The sequence below is a fragment of the Anditalea andensis genome (genome assembly GCF_000714815.1).
In the GTDB taxonomy this organism is placed as follows: Bacteria; Bacteroidota; Bacteroidia; order Cytophagales; family Cyclobacteriaceae; genus Anditalea; species Anditalea andensis.
Map to the genome: position 1 here is coordinate 150,865 of NZ_JMIH01000018.1, position 12,472 is coordinate 163,336.

Here is a 12,472-nt window from a genome sequence, read left to right on the forward strand (position 1 = left end):
GTAATTTAACACCATATATAGCATTTGGTTATTTTATTTTTGAGTTTTTATACACGTCCTATGTGGACGATGGCATCGCCTGCATTGATGACCGGCAGGTTGTTCAGTCCTACCACGTGTCCGTTCGTAGCGCTTTTTACCGGTACTTTTACTTGTCCATAGGGATCAGAAATTTTAGCCAGCATCTGCCCTTTCTTTACAGGGTCTCCCAATTTGACTGTTGGGATAAAAATCCCTGAAATCTTTGCCCTCAACCATGAGCTTTCTTTTATTATAAGGGGACTTTTATCTTCCAATTGCCCATCTAACATATTCAGATGCTGGAGTACGCGACGTGTACCCGCTATAGCTTCCTCTACAGATAAGTCATCCAGTCGCATAGACTCCCCTCCTTCATATACCAGGATATGTTTTCCGTTTTTGTATGCTTCTTTCCTAAATGATTTGTCTATATGGGGTGAATTGATCACAAAATGAGCTCCAAAAATCCTTGCTAATTCCGTTCCTTTTTCATCTTTGAAATCCACCCTGATCTGGGGGTAATTGGTAAGCATCCTACCCCCTGTATGTATATCTATGCCATAATCTATATGGGGAATAATCTCAGTGGTAATGATATGAGCGATCTGGGCGGCCAGAGACCCTTTGGTACTACCCGGAAAGCTTCTGTTCAGATCCCTTCCATCCGGAAAAGTCCTGCTATTACTTAAAAATCCATACACATTTACCAATGGAATAAATATAATGGTCCCGATTTTTGGTACGAACAGATTCTCTTCCAACATCCGTTTTACGGCCACCACACCATTGATTTCATCCCCGTGTACCCCTCCGCTTATCAGGACCACAGGTCCATCTAATTTAGAACGATGTATAAATACAGGCAGATCAATGAGGGTGTGAGTAGGTAACCTGGCTATGGCTATTTCTATATTAATGGACTGTCCAGGACGTATGCGAATGCCATTAATTATAATCTCTTTCATCTTTTAATAACTTTTTTTCAATGGTCACAGCTTGATCGGGACCGTAGGCAGGAATGAAATCCTGCATCGTTGACAGTCCTACCACGATGTGAAGCTTTTGCCCTAGTCGGTTTCAAGCTACTTTAATCAACTATCTAAAATTTTAAAAAAGCGATCCAAAGCATGTTTAGCTATTTGTCATCAGTCAAAAACGGTTAGTTTCTTTCTTATTGGCCAAAAACTTATTTACTTCGCAGGAATAACTTAAGCATGAATATACAAGAAAACATCTCATTAAGGGAATTTAATACCTTCGGATTCGATAAAAAGGCCAGATTTTTTATTGAAGTACATACTAATGAAGAAGTAAACAAGGCATTGGAATTTGCTAAAGATGTGGATTTACCGGTTTTTATCCTGGGAGGTGGCAGCAATATACTGCTCACACAGGACCTTCATGCGGTAGTGATCAAAATGAATATCCAAGGTCTGGAGTTGATCCAAGAAAACGGTGAAGCAATACTAGTAAAGGTAGGTGCAGGTGTAAGTTGGCACGAATTTGTCCTAAAGGCCATCAAGAACGGTTGGGCAGGCGTGGAAAATCTATCACTTATCCCCGGCACGGTGGGAGCCTCTCCCATGCAAAACATAGGGGCATATGGCGTAGAGATCGAAGAAGTGTTTCATAGTCTGGAAGCCATAGATAGAGCCTCAGGAACTATATCCTTATTTGATCACCCACAATGTATGTTTGGATATAGAGATAGCATATTTAAGCACGCAGCTAAGGATAAATATATCATCACATATGTATCTTTCAGGTTATATAAAACACCCAAGTTTAATATCAGTTACGGTGCCATCACCGATACCTTAAAAAAATTAAACCAAAAGGACCTAACCTTAAAGGCAGTGAGTGACGCTGTCATCCATATCAGACAAAGCAAACTACCTGACCCTAAACTAATCGGAAATGCCGGAAGTTTTTTTAAAAACCCTACCATACCTGCCGAACAATTTAAAGAACTCCAATCACAATATCCCCATATGCCCGGATATGAAAATGAAGCAGGTATAAAAGTACCTGCAGCATGGCTTATAGAACAGGCTGGATGGAAAGGCAAAAGATTTGGGGAAATAGGTGTGCACGAATACCAGCCATTGGTACTGGTAAATTATGGACAAGGAGACGGTCAGGAAATTGTCAAATTAAGCAAAGACATTCAAGCAGATATCCTTAAAAAATTTGGTATAACGTTGCACCCTGAGGTAAATTTTATTTAAATGAGCTTGTCATCAAAAACAATTTCTTTCTCATATTTCTCTATTGCTACGCCAAATTTACTAAGAAAGCTAAGCCCTTCATCTACAGGAAGACCTTTATATTCCGCATAAGAGTACAGATAGACCACCTTTGCTATTCCCATAGAATAAATTATTCTGGCACAGGCCAAGCATGGAGCCAGTGTGACATACAAAGTAGATCCGTCTACATATGTATTGTTTTTAACGGCATATAAAATTGCATTCTGTTCAGCATGGAGGGCCAGGGAACAGCTCCCTTTACTATCTCTGCTACAGCCATGTTCTGGAAACTCCTCATCGCAGTTGTGCGTTCCCGGAGGTGGTCCGTTATATCCTATGGATATAATTCGGGTTTCTTTTGTTAGGACGGCGCCTACATGTTTTTTAATACAATGGGAACGTTTGGCCAGATTTACTGCCAATTCCATAAATATATCATCAAAATCCGGTCTTGCCATCCACTTTCTAAAATGTTAAATAATCGCAAATGTAAGCATTGTAAGGGGATTTGATAAATTGGATCAGGATTTTTTCAAGCTTTGGTTCACAACTCTGCGCTTTCTCCTACGTTATTATAAATATAAATAAATTAGGAGGTATAAATGAAAAGTACAATAAAATTGGGCATTATAGCCTTTGGGTTGATTTGTGTATCAGCCTGCAGTCCAGTCAAAGTCTATACTGAAAAAAATGATTTTGTTGAGCAAAAGAGCTATCGAACCTTTGCCATTTTGAATGAGGTGAAGGGCAAAGCGGCCTTTAATTCCCCGATTATGGAAGAAAGACTTCAAAATCATCTGATAGCAGGTATGGAAAAAAGAGGTTTTCACTATAATGCAGATGCACCTGACCTGATCATTAGGTATAATACAGATGTTCAGCAAAACCAAAGAGTAGTATATCCATCCTATGGTGGATGGGGTATGTGGAACCCCTGGATGTGGGGAATGCCTATGGCCCCGGAAGTCCGAAATTATGACCAGGGTGAAGTCATTATAGATTTCATAGACCCACACATAGACCGGGTGATCATGAGGGCCACGGCAGTCGGCACTGTTAATAATCCGGATCAGAAACAGAAAAAAATCAATACTGCTGTGGAAAAAATCCTGAAAGAATTCAGCACTAAACTTGAGGTAAATGCCTAAATAATCCCTCAATAAAAACAGTAAGTCAAAAAGGTCCTGTATTATGCAGGACCTTTTTTTGGTATGTTAAACCTATTTTTAATATAAAACCAACATTATTCGAAAATAATAATCTGGAAAAAGTGATAAATCAAAAAAATAATTTATTTTTGCATAAACAATTTTGTTTCTCAACACCTGAATTTTGCATTTCAAAAATGGTAAAGATAGTATTAATAGATGATGACCCTATCAGTGCTTTTGTAACAGAAAAGCTAATTTCAAGAAACATAAGTGAACCTTTTGAATTCTATAAATTTGACAATGCCCCTGATGCATTGAAGGATATCTATGATATCAATCCCAACTATTTATTTTTAGATTTGAATATGCCGGAAATGTCCGGGTGGGAATTTTTAGAAGAATTTCATCCAACTGAAACGGACAATCCTGAAATATATATACTAAGTAGCTCTATAGATGAGCGGGATATCAACAAAGCACTGGATTACTCCATGGTTAAAAGATACCTATCTAAACCATTAATCAAAAAATACATTAAATCTATTTTTAGTTAATCCGAAAATCAGAATTTGGCATTTAAATAAATTTTAGATCAGTTATTTTTTAAAGATTTAAATCTCCTCTTGTGGGTAATTTTTCCGATATGGTTAGAGTAAATGACTCTTGTCTACTGATCAGGTCCATTCATACATTCCATTAATTTAATTTTATAATCAATAGAAAAAAAGATATCAAATTTACTTTTAATCCTCTAGGTATTTTTATTCCAATTAATATATTTGCAGTAATAAAAACCAGGTTTCCTATGCTAGAAGATTTTGAAGACGATATGGATGATTTCGATGATACGGATGATATCAACGAATTCGAAGATGAATTTCGAGAAGAAGTTTACGACTTAGATGAGGACAGTGAGTTCGTAGATGATAGCTTTATTGATTTCGATGAAGATGATGACATTGAATTCGATGATGATGATGACTTCGAAGATTTGGATGACGAAATTGATTAAAAAGAAACTATTTATCCAAACAAGGCCAATTTCTTTAATTGGCCTCGTTTTTTAAATAAAGCTTTGTGCTCTGGTATTCCTGTAGTAAATTGCACGACAGTAAGATCATAAACTTCTTTAGCTATGTTATTAGATATTTTCAGTGCTCCAATCGAAACTGGGGCTCAAACATTCATATTAATTGTATGTATCCTTATAGGTCTTGGAGCAGGCATCTCGGCCATAGATTTTAGGAAGACTGTTTTTAAGGAAAAAAAGGAAGATTCCACCGGGCATTGACAAAAAAAAGAGAGGTTTAAAAACCTCTCTTTTTTTTTGAGCGATAACATGCATTGTCATCTACTTCAGGTTAATGCACATTACCCATCAATTTCCTTATAGGTTTACTCAGTAGCAACAGGAGTACCGCTGCCCCCAGAGCAGTATATACAATTACCATGTACTGATCTGGCATCTGACTTAATGCTTCCTCCGTACCCCCACTTACTTCACCTGCAATTATTCCTGCAATAAGATTGCCCAAAGATATAGACAAAAACCAAATACCCATCATTTGCCCGCCAAACTTGGCAGGGGCAAGCTTGGTCACTAAACTCAATCCAACAGGACTTAAGCTCAGCTCCCCAAACGTGTGAAGCATATAGGTAAATATAAGCCAGGTGGGTGCCGCTAGGTCACCTGAAGCAGCAATTTTAGCAGCGAAGTACATGACCAAAAACCCAAGACCCAACAAGAATAGTCCTAAAACAAATTTCATCGGTGAACTGGGCTCCAAATTTCGTCTTCCCAGCCAAATCCATAAGGCTCCAAAAAATGGTGCAAATATGATGATAAACATGGAATTTACGGACTGAAAATACCCAGCTGGTATTTCCCATCCCAAAAAGTTTCTATTTGTAAAACGCTCGGCAAAAAGATTCAATGAGGATCCAGCCTGCTCAAATCCAGACCAAAACATTGCGGAAAATAAAAACAGGATGGCGATCACTATTACTTTATTGCGTTCCGCTGTGGTCAAACCACCGAATAAAATCACATAGCCCAAATACACAAATGCTACCACAGCAATGGTGACTCCTGAAATTCCGGCCAAAGCAGAAACTTCTACCGGGATCAAACCAGCAAAAAGCGCAAACAAAACCAGAATGGTAACGCCAATGATTCCTAAAATTACTTTCCTGAACTTTGCCTGCTGCAAAAGTTTTTCTGGGGAGTCAAAGGCCACAGCCTCCCCATACCCATCCAATGTCCTTGCAGATAATTTGTATTGAATCAAGCCTACAACCATACCTAGCCCTGCCAAGCCAAAACCCAAATGCCAATCTATGGCAGCCATAGTGGCACATGCCAGTGGCGCAATGAATCCACCCAGATTGATCCCCATATAAAATATAGAAAAACCGGCATCTCTCTTGATACTTCCTGCAGGATACAGCTGACCTACTATTGAACTGATGTTAGGTTTAAGTAAGCCAGTACCGATTACAATAAGGATAAGACCGATATAAAATGAATTGTAATCCAATGGAGAGACGCTTACTCGGGCATCCGATGTTTCAGTAAAAAGATCGATGACTCCAGGGATAGCCATAGTAAAATGCCCAATCGCGATAATAATACCACCATACCACACGGATTTTTTTAAGCCAAACAACCTGTCTGCCAACCAGCCTCCAGGCAGTGCCAATAAATAAACCCCCATCGTATATAGTCCATAGATAGCACCCGAGGTTTTATCATCAAGTCCAAGTCCACCGTCCACTACTGCTGCAGTCATAAATAATATCAATATCGCCCGCATGCCATAGTAACTAAATCTCTCCCACATCTCCGTAAAAAACAGGGTCATCAAACCCTTAGGATGGCCAAACAAGGTTGGTCCGGGAAAAAGATCCATAGGGGCACTGCTTAGATTTTCTTGTGAAGGCTTTTCCAAATGAATACTTTTTTAATATCAAGATTAGATTAAAGTGCAATGATAGCAGATTTTTTTTAATTAGGCTTAAAAGTTAGCATTATATCCATGGCCGGTTTTATAAAATTTGGAATAAACATTCCTGTAAATACTTAAAAGTTTGCCCATATTTCAATAATTAATTTTTTTGACTTTAAATTCTAAAACACCCTCCGAAATCGATTGAAATGATAAATAATATTCAATTTTTTAATAAAATAATTTCTTTAATTCCTATCTTTAGAACGCAATTAACGATCATTTTTATACCCAATAATCTCATGCAAGATCTCGAATTAAAATCCTCCAAAGAAAAGCTTTCCCTCATTGGTATTGAACAGGTTTCTCAGGTATTTTGGAATTTATCACCTCCAGAATTAATAGAACATGCCCTAAAAAACAAAGAAGGCCTGCTTACTGACACTGGCGCTCTGATGGCCGATACAGGCAAATTTACCGGTAGGTCCCCTAAAGACCGGTTTATAGTAGAAGATGAAACCACTGTAGACAGTGTCTGGTGGGGAGATACCAATATCCCCATCAGCCAGGAACATTTTGATAGCCTACACCAAAAAATGGTAGGTTTCTTAAAAGACAAAAAGGTATATGTCAGAGACGCCTATGCTGGTGTAGATGCTGATTACAGATTGAATTTAAGGATTATCAATACACATGCCTGGCATAACCTGTTTTGCAATAACATGTTTTTAAGGCCTGATGCAGATGATTTAAAAAGCTTTGATCCAAATTTCACCATCATCTGTGCCCCGGAATTTGAAGCAGACCCAGCTATAGATGGAACCAGGCAAAAAAACTTCGCTATCCTCAATCTTACTAAAAGAATGATCTTAATAGGAGGAACAGGTTATGCCGGAGAAATGAAAAAAGGCATCTTTTCTGTACTGAATTTTATTTTGCCACATGACCACCAAGTCCTTTCTATGCACTGCTCAGCCAATATAGGAGAGCATGGTGATACTGCTATATTTTTCGGGTTATCAGGCACAGGTAAAACTACCCTGTCTGCCGACCCAAAAAGGGGACTAATAGGTGATGATGAACACGGCTGGACTGAAAACGGTGTATTCAATTTTGAAGGTGGTTGTTATGCTAAAGCCATAAATTTGACCAGAGAAAATGAACCTGAGATATGGGATGCCATCAAGTTTGGCTCTATAGTGGAAAACACCCGATTTTATCCTGGCTCCAGAACAGTCGATTACACCAACGGCTCCGTAACAGAAAACACACGTACTGCCTATCCCATACACTATATTGCCAATGCAATTTCCCCCTCAATCGGTGATATCCCGAAAAATATCTTCTTTTTGACAGCTGATGCATTTGGGGTCATCCCTCCTATTTCCAAATTAAATACCAGCCAGGCTATGTACCATTTTATATCCGGGTACACTGCCAAAGTAGCGGGTACAGAAGTAGGAGTAAATGAGCCACAGAAAACATTCTCAGCTTGTTTTGGGGCAGCCTTCTTACCTTTACACCCTACTGCTTATGCTACCTTGTTCGGAAATAAAATGGAAAAACATCAAGTGAATGTTTGGTGGATAAACACTGGATGGACAGGTGGACCATATGGCATTGGAAGCCGTATGAAATTAAAATATACCCGGGCGATGATATCGGCGGCCTTAGACGGTCAGTTAGACCAAGTCCCATTTGAAAATCATGAAATTTTTGGAGTATCAGTACCCACGTCCTGTCCCAATGTGCCAGATAATATATTAAACCCAAAAAATACATGGGCAGATAAGGATGCCTATGACATTAAAGCACATGATTTAGCTAAATCATTTGTAGAAAATTTTCAAAAGTATGCATCCTTTGCAAGTGAAGAAATAATATCTGGAGCACCTAAGGTGAAAAATTAAATAACAGTAAACCCAAATATATAAGGGGATAACCTAGCAGTTATCCCCTATTTTTTAATCCTCCTCTTCTTTATCTAATCCATTTTCCATTTCGAATTTATTCCTTCGAATATCAAACCGCTCCAACTCCTCATTGAGCATATCCAGCGATTCATTATATCTGGTATATAGATCCCCCATGTTTTTTTCCATATTGGGGAAATTAAATTCCATAGCGTCTAGCTGTAACTGGGAGGATTTTTCTATCAGTGCTACCTGACTGTTCTTTAAATCTTCGAGAAGCCTAAGGGCCCTGTCCATTTTTTGCAATTTTTCACGGTTGTTCATGTTGTTTTTGGTTGTTTTGCCTCATCATAGCAAAAACCTATCCCAATATTGAGGATACTATCCCAAATCTTTCTTAAAATGAATTATTGGAGCAGCTTTTGTATACCTCTGAAGATTACTTATTTTTGAAAAAAAAACAAAATATGACTACAGGAGAAATACACACAGCAAAAGGAATAATGAAAGTATCTTTTTATGATGAAGATGCGCCTAATACTGTAAAAAATTTCGTAAAGCTTTCCAAAGAGGGATTTTATGATGGCCTTAATTTCCACAGGGTAATCCCAAATTTCGTTATACAGGGCGGATGTCCAAACGGCACAGGATCAGGTGGCCCAGGTTATAAAATAGACTGTGAACTTACCGGTGACAATCAATATCATGAAAGGGGTGTACTATCCATGGCCCATGCAGGAAGAAACACAGGAGGTAGCCAGTTTTTCATCTGCCACAGCAGAGATAACACCAGTCATCTTGACCGCAACCATACTTGTTTTGGTAAAGTTACAGAAGGCTTGGAAGTCATAGATCAGATCAAAGCTGGGGATAAAATAGAAAAAATTGTTATAAACGATTAAAAAACATTAAAACTCGCCCTTTAAAGGAGCGAGTTTTTTTTTAAATAGTATGTATTAGCTCAAAATTAACTACTGGGTATCTTTTTTCTTTTTAGTGATGTATGTACTGCCCCACTATAAAAAATAGCCAGCATATGTCATCCCCTCACCCAAACAGTGCGCCTGCTATAGTAGCGGTCATCATACAGGCCAGCGTGGCGGCCAATAAAGCCCGCATTCCCAGCTTCGACAGATTTCCCTGCTGGTTAGGCGCTATACTTCCTATACCTCCCACCTGGATGGCGATTGAACTAAAATTTGAAAAACCGCAAAGTGCATAAGTGGCAATTACGATTGATTTTGGAGCCAGGGTACCGGATTCTTTCATATCTGCAAGGCCTAAATAGGCTACAAACTCATTGATAACGGTTTTCTGACCAAGCAAAGACCCCACCTGTAAAGTATCTTTCCACTCTACTCCAATGATAAAAGCAAAAAGCCTAAAAACCTGTCCTAAGATATATTCCAAAGAAAATCCTTGAAATTGGCCATTTGTAGACGCTACTACAAAAGTATTTAACCCAGTGTATTCGCCAATCAGTCCTGACAAAATATAGTTCAATGCTGCGATAACCGCTATAAAGGCCAATAGCATCCCTCCCACATTCAGGGCTAATTTCAAACCTTCTGAAGCTCCTATTGACATGGCATCTATGAGATTTACTCCCATATTTTCTCCAGAAACCTCAAGTTTATCATTTATATTCTCTTTATTGGTTTCAGGTATGATGATTTTTGACATTACGATCGCTGCAGGAGCATTCATTATGCTGGCACCTAATAGGTAAGCCGCAAACCTACTTTGTTCTTCAAGGCTATCTCCTCCCAAAAAAGCAACATATCCTGCCAATACCCCTCCGGCTATGGTAGCCATACCTCCTGTCATCAGGCACATCAGTTCAGATCTGGACATCGTAGGTATAAATGGACGTACCAATAATGGGGCTTCTGTCTGCCCCAGAAAGATATTTCCAGCAGCAGAAAGGCTCTCAGCCCCGGATAGCCTCATGGTCCTGGACATGACCCACGCTATCCCAAACACTATTTTCTGTAAAACTCCAAGGTAATATAATCCCGCAGAAACAGTGGAAAAGAAAATAATGGTAGGCAATACCTGAAACGCAAATATAAACCCAAATGAAGAAGTGGCTAGATCACCAAATAAAAAAACTGCCCCATCCTCAGAAAAGCTTAAAAACTTCACAAATGCACGGCTGACTACAGCAAATATTTTGGCAACATAATCAACTTTGGTGATCAAAAATCCAAAAACACATTGCAGCACCACCCCGATTCCAACCAATCGCCAATCTACTCCCCGCTTACTGGAGGAAAAAACCAATGCTACTCCGAGGAGGACAATTATTCCTATTAAACCTCTTATATAATCCATTTATTTTTGTAATATACTTGGTGCAAATCTATGGGTAAATTGGGTTGTGGTCTAAATGAGTCGGTAAAGATAATGGAATTTGATTGTTATTAACATAATAAAATCAATTCGATTGATTTCAAATAACAATATTTAAGGAACAGATCCACATCATTAAATTATACAAATATAGCCTTACATGACATCATGACTATTATGATAGATAACCAAAAATTAAAATCCTCGATTTTAATAAGCTAAAAAAAAGGCCTGAAATAAATTCAGGCCTATATTATTTAATTTCTACGGTTAATTTCATCTCTTATGCGTGCTGCCCTTTCATAATCTTCGTTATTGATAGCCTTATCTAATAGTTCGTTTAGCTTATCCAGACTAAAATCTTTTAGACTGTTTTCGGTGGAAGATGTTTTTGATTTAGGTGCATCCTTCTTTTTGGAAGATACAGATTCCTTATTATCCTGATCTTCTTCAGAAAACTCTATTGCTGCTTCGGACATCACCTTTTGCGCACAATAAATAGGAGCATCAAATCTCACTGCAATAGCGATGGCATCAGAAGGCCGGGCATCGATCTCTACGCTTTTGACTGAGCTTTGACAGACAATCTTGGCGTAAAAAACGCCTTCCCTCATATCGGATATCAAAATATGATCAATGGAGAAATTAAAATTAGAAGAAAAAGATTTAAACAAATCATGCGTCATAGGCCTATTGGGTATGATCTTTTCTATTTCAATAGCTATGGCCTGGGCCTCAAACATTCCTATCACTATAGGAAGTCTACGTGTACCTTCCAACTCGCCCATTACCAGTGTAAAAGAACCTGATTGCGAGTGATTTGATGATAATCCTAATATTTCTAATTCTATGGTGTTTTCCACAATACCTTATTTTAATGCTTTAACTGCTTCGGTTAGTTTTGGCAAAACTTCAAATGCATCTCCTACTATACCGTAATCCGCTGCTTTAAAGAAAGGTGCATCAGCATCCTTATTTATTACCACTATATATTTAGAAGAATTTACTCCAGCCAAATGCTGAATGGCTCCTGATATCCCTATAGCTATATATAAAGTAGGAGCAACTTTTACACCAGTTTGACCCACATGTTCATGATGAGGTCTCCATCCTATATCGGATACAGGTTTGGAACATCCCGTAGCTGCCCCAAGTGATTTGGCCAAATCTTCAATCAAATTCCAATTTTCCGGCCCCTTCATACCACGGCCACCGGATACTACTATATCTGCCTCAGGTAGTAACACATCCCCTGTAGCCTGATCAGTAGATGTAATTTTAGCAGAAAAATCATCTTCAGATAAGGCTACCTCAAATAGTTCCACTTCAGCCTCTACTCCATCAGTTTTTAAATCTACGGCATTTTTTTTCACTGCCAATATTTTATGTTCTGTACTTATGGAAGTTTCAGCAAATGCTTTGCCCGTATATATACTTCTTTTGACTTTATATCCTGAACTTGTATCTGGGAGATCAGTTACATTGGAAACCAATCCTGCATTCAATTTGATCGCTAGCCTTGCTGCTACTGCATCCCCTAAAGATGATTTTGCTAATATCAGTGTTTTGGCTTCCACTTTTTTATATGCCTGTGCTACTGCAGATGCATGAGCCTGAATAATCCCTGCGTTCAACCTCTCATTATTTACATGAAGCACTTTATCTGCTCCTGCAGCTCCTACTTTTGCCAATTGGCTATTTTCTATACTCCCCATAGCTACAGCAGTCACGCCTGTACCTTCATTATCTGCAAGCGCTCTGGCATATGATACTGCTTCTAATGAGGTTTTCTTGATGGCCCCTTCAGCCTGTTCTATATATACTAAAATTGACATAATTTT

14 protein-coding genes are annotated in these 12,472 nt (G+C 38.6%); 7 read left to right on the top strand and 7 right to left on the bottom strand.

The window, feature by feature from the left end; all coding sequences use genetic code 11:
- Positions 1–47 precede the first annotated feature (47 nt).
- Entirely contained in the window at positions 48–986 is a 939-nt protein-coding gene (locus EL17_RS11005; protein ID WP_035073855.1) for a succinylglutamate desuccinylase/aspartoacylase family protein, read from the bottom strand.
- A 249-nt stretch (positions 987–1,235) separates the two neighbouring features.
- Between EL17_RS11005 and murB the strand changes: the two genes are divergently transcribed.
- The gene (murB, locus tag EL17_RS11010) at positions 1,236–2,249 is read left to right on the top strand and encodes a UDP-N-acetylmuramate dehydrogenase (protein ID WP_035073858.1); all 1,014 of its coding nucleotides are present in this window, start codon (positions 1,236–1,238) and stop codon (positions 2,247–2,249) included.
- Here murB and EL17_RS11015 read toward each other — a convergent pair.
- Positions 2,246–2,728, bottom strand: coding sequence for a deoxycytidylate deaminase (locus EL17_RS11015; protein WP_035073861.1), 483 nt, complete (start codon positions 2,726–2,728; stop codon positions 2,246–2,248). The genes murB and EL17_RS11015 overlap by 4 nt on opposite strands.
- Before the next feature lie 144 nt (positions 2,729–2,872).
- Here EL17_RS11015 and EL17_RS11020 point away from each other — a divergent pair, with 144 nt between their 5' ends.
- The 4 genes from EL17_RS11020 to EL17_RS23505 all read left to right on the top strand — a co-directional run bounded on the left by EL17_RS11020 (position 2,873) and on the right by EL17_RS23505 (position 4,712).
- Positions 2,873–3,418: a DUF4136 domain-containing protein gene (locus EL17_RS11020; protein WP_035073863.1), complete on the top strand. Its 546-nt coding sequence runs from the start codon at positions 2,873–2,875 to the stop codon at positions 3,416–3,418.
- Positions 3,419–3,615: 197 nt separating this feature from the next.
- The gene (locus EL17_RS11025) at positions 3,616–3,975 is read left to right on the top strand and encodes a response regulator (RefSeq protein WP_035073866.1); all 360 of its coding nucleotides are present in this window, start codon (positions 3,616–3,618) and stop codon (positions 3,973–3,975) included.
- Positions 3,976–4,226: 251 nt separating this feature from the next.
- Positions 4,227–4,433, top strand: coding sequence for a hypothetical protein (locus EL17_RS11030; RefSeq protein WP_035073868.1), 207 nt, complete (start codon positions 4,227–4,229; stop codon positions 4,431–4,433).
- A 123-nt stretch (positions 4,434–4,556) separates the two neighbouring features.
- Positions 4,557–4,712, top strand: a complete 156-nt coding sequence (locus EL17_RS23505; RefSeq protein WP_164675060.1) for a hypothetical protein — start codon at positions 4,557–4,559, stop codon at positions 4,710–4,712.
- Positions 4,713–4,782: 70 nt separating this feature from the next.
- Here the strand turns inward: EL17_RS23505 and EL17_RS11035 are convergent, their stop codons facing one another.
- On the bottom strand, positions 4,783–6,330 hold the full coding sequence (locus tag EL17_RS11035; protein ID WP_051719961.1) for a peptide MFS transporter: 1,548 nt from the start codon (positions 6,328–6,330) through the stop codon (positions 4,783–4,785).
- Between the two features lie 338 nt (positions 6,331–6,668).
- Between EL17_RS11035 and pckA the strand changes: the two genes are divergently transcribed.
- Entirely contained in the window at positions 6,669–8,276 is a 1,608-nt protein-coding gene (gene pckA, locus EL17_RS11040; RefSeq protein ID WP_035074063.1) for a phosphoenolpyruvate carboxykinase (ATP), read from the top strand.
- Between the two features lie 54 nt (positions 8,277–8,330).
- Here pckA and EL17_RS11045 read toward each other — a convergent pair whose 3' ends face one another.
- On the bottom strand, positions 8,331–8,603 hold the full coding sequence (locus EL17_RS11045) for a hypothetical protein (protein WP_035073872.1): 273 nt from the start codon (positions 8,601–8,603) through the stop codon (positions 8,331–8,333).
- A 143-nt stretch (positions 8,604–8,746) separates the two neighbouring features.
- Between EL17_RS11045 and EL17_RS11050 the strand changes: the two genes are divergently transcribed.
- A complete protein-coding gene (locus EL17_RS11050) occupies positions 8,747–9,181 on the top strand; it encodes a peptidylprolyl isomerase (RefSeq protein ID WP_035074065.1) in 435 nt (144 codons plus the stop codon).
- 145 nt (positions 9,182–9,326) lie between these two features.
- On the opposite strand, the gene EL17_RS11055 is transcribed toward EL17_RS11050, so the two are convergent.
- The 3 genes from EL17_RS11055 to EL17_RS11065 all read right to left on the bottom strand — a co-directional run bounded on the left by EL17_RS11055 (position 9,327) and on the right by EL17_RS11065 (position 12,466).
- A complete protein-coding gene (locus EL17_RS11055; RefSeq protein WP_035073875.1) occupies positions 9,327–10,613 on the bottom strand; it encodes a NupC/NupG family nucleoside CNT transporter in 1,287 nt (428 codons plus the stop codon).
- Positions 10,614–10,888: 275 nt separating this feature from the next.
- Positions 10,889–11,494: a bifunctional nuclease family protein gene (locus tag EL17_RS11060; RefSeq protein WP_035073878.1), complete on the bottom strand. Its 606-nt coding sequence runs from the start codon at positions 11,492–11,494 to the stop codon at positions 10,889–10,891.
- A gap of 6 nt (positions 11,495–11,500) precedes the next feature.
- Entirely contained in the window at positions 11,501–12,466 is a 966-nt protein-coding gene (locus EL17_RS11065; protein ID WP_035073880.1) for an electron transfer flavoprotein subunit alpha/FixB family protein, read from the bottom strand.
- Between the last annotated feature and the right edge of the window lie 6 nt (positions 12,467–12,472).

What these genes read in the sequence shown, in the direction of transcription:
- EL17_RS11020 (WP_035073863.1), top strand. Translation starts at nt 2,873, where the DNA reads ATGAAAAGTACAATAAAATTGGGCATTATAGCCTTTGGGTTGATTTGT.
- EL17_RS23505 (WP_164675060.1), top strand. Translation starts at nt 4,557, where the DNA reads ATGTTATTAGATATTTTCAGTGCTCCAATCGAAACTGGGGCTCAAACA.
- EL17_RS11055 (WP_035073875.1), bottom strand. Translation starts at nt 10,613, where the DNA reads ATGGATTATATAAGAGGTTTAATAGGAATAATTGTCCTCCTCGGAGTA.
- EL17_RS11050 (WP_035074065.1), top strand. Translation starts at nt 8,747, where the DNA reads ATGACTACAGGAGAAATACACACAGCAAAAGGAATAATGAAAGTATCT.
- EL17_RS11045 (WP_035073872.1), bottom strand. Translation starts at nt 8,603, where the DNA reads ATGAACAACCGTGAAAAATTGCAAAAAATGGACAGGGCCCTTAGGCTT.
- pckA (WP_035074063.1), top strand. Translation starts at nt 6,669, where the DNA reads ATGCAAGATCTCGAATTAAAATCCTCCAAAGAAAAGCTTTCCCTCATT.
- EL17_RS11035 (WP_051719961.1), bottom strand. Translation starts at nt 6,330, where the DNA reads ATGGATCTTTTTCCCGGACCAACCTTGTTTGGCCATCCTAAGGGTTTG.
- EL17_RS11015 (WP_035073861.1), bottom strand. Translation starts at nt 2,728, where the DNA reads ATGGCAAGACCGGATTTTGATGATATATTTATGGAATTGGCAGTAAAT.
- EL17_RS11030 (WP_035073868.1), top strand. Translation starts at nt 4,227, where the DNA reads ATGCTAGAAGATTTTGAAGACGATATGGATGATTTCGATGATACGGAT.
- murB (WP_035073858.1), top strand. Translation starts at nt 1,236, where the DNA reads ATGAATATACAAGAAAACATCTCATTAAGGGAATTTAATACCTTCGGA.
- EL17_RS11065 (WP_035073880.1), bottom strand. Translation starts at nt 12,466, where the DNA reads ATGTCAATTTTAGTATATATAGAACAGGCTGAAGGGGCCATCAAGAAA.
- EL17_RS11025 (WP_035073866.1), top strand. Translation starts at nt 3,616, where the DNA reads ATGGTAAAGATAGTATTAATAGATGATGACCCTATCAGTGCTTTTGTA.
- EL17_RS11005 (WP_035073855.1), bottom strand. Translation starts at nt 986, where the DNA reads ATGAAAGAGATTATAATTAATGGCATTCGCATACGTCCTGGACAGTCC.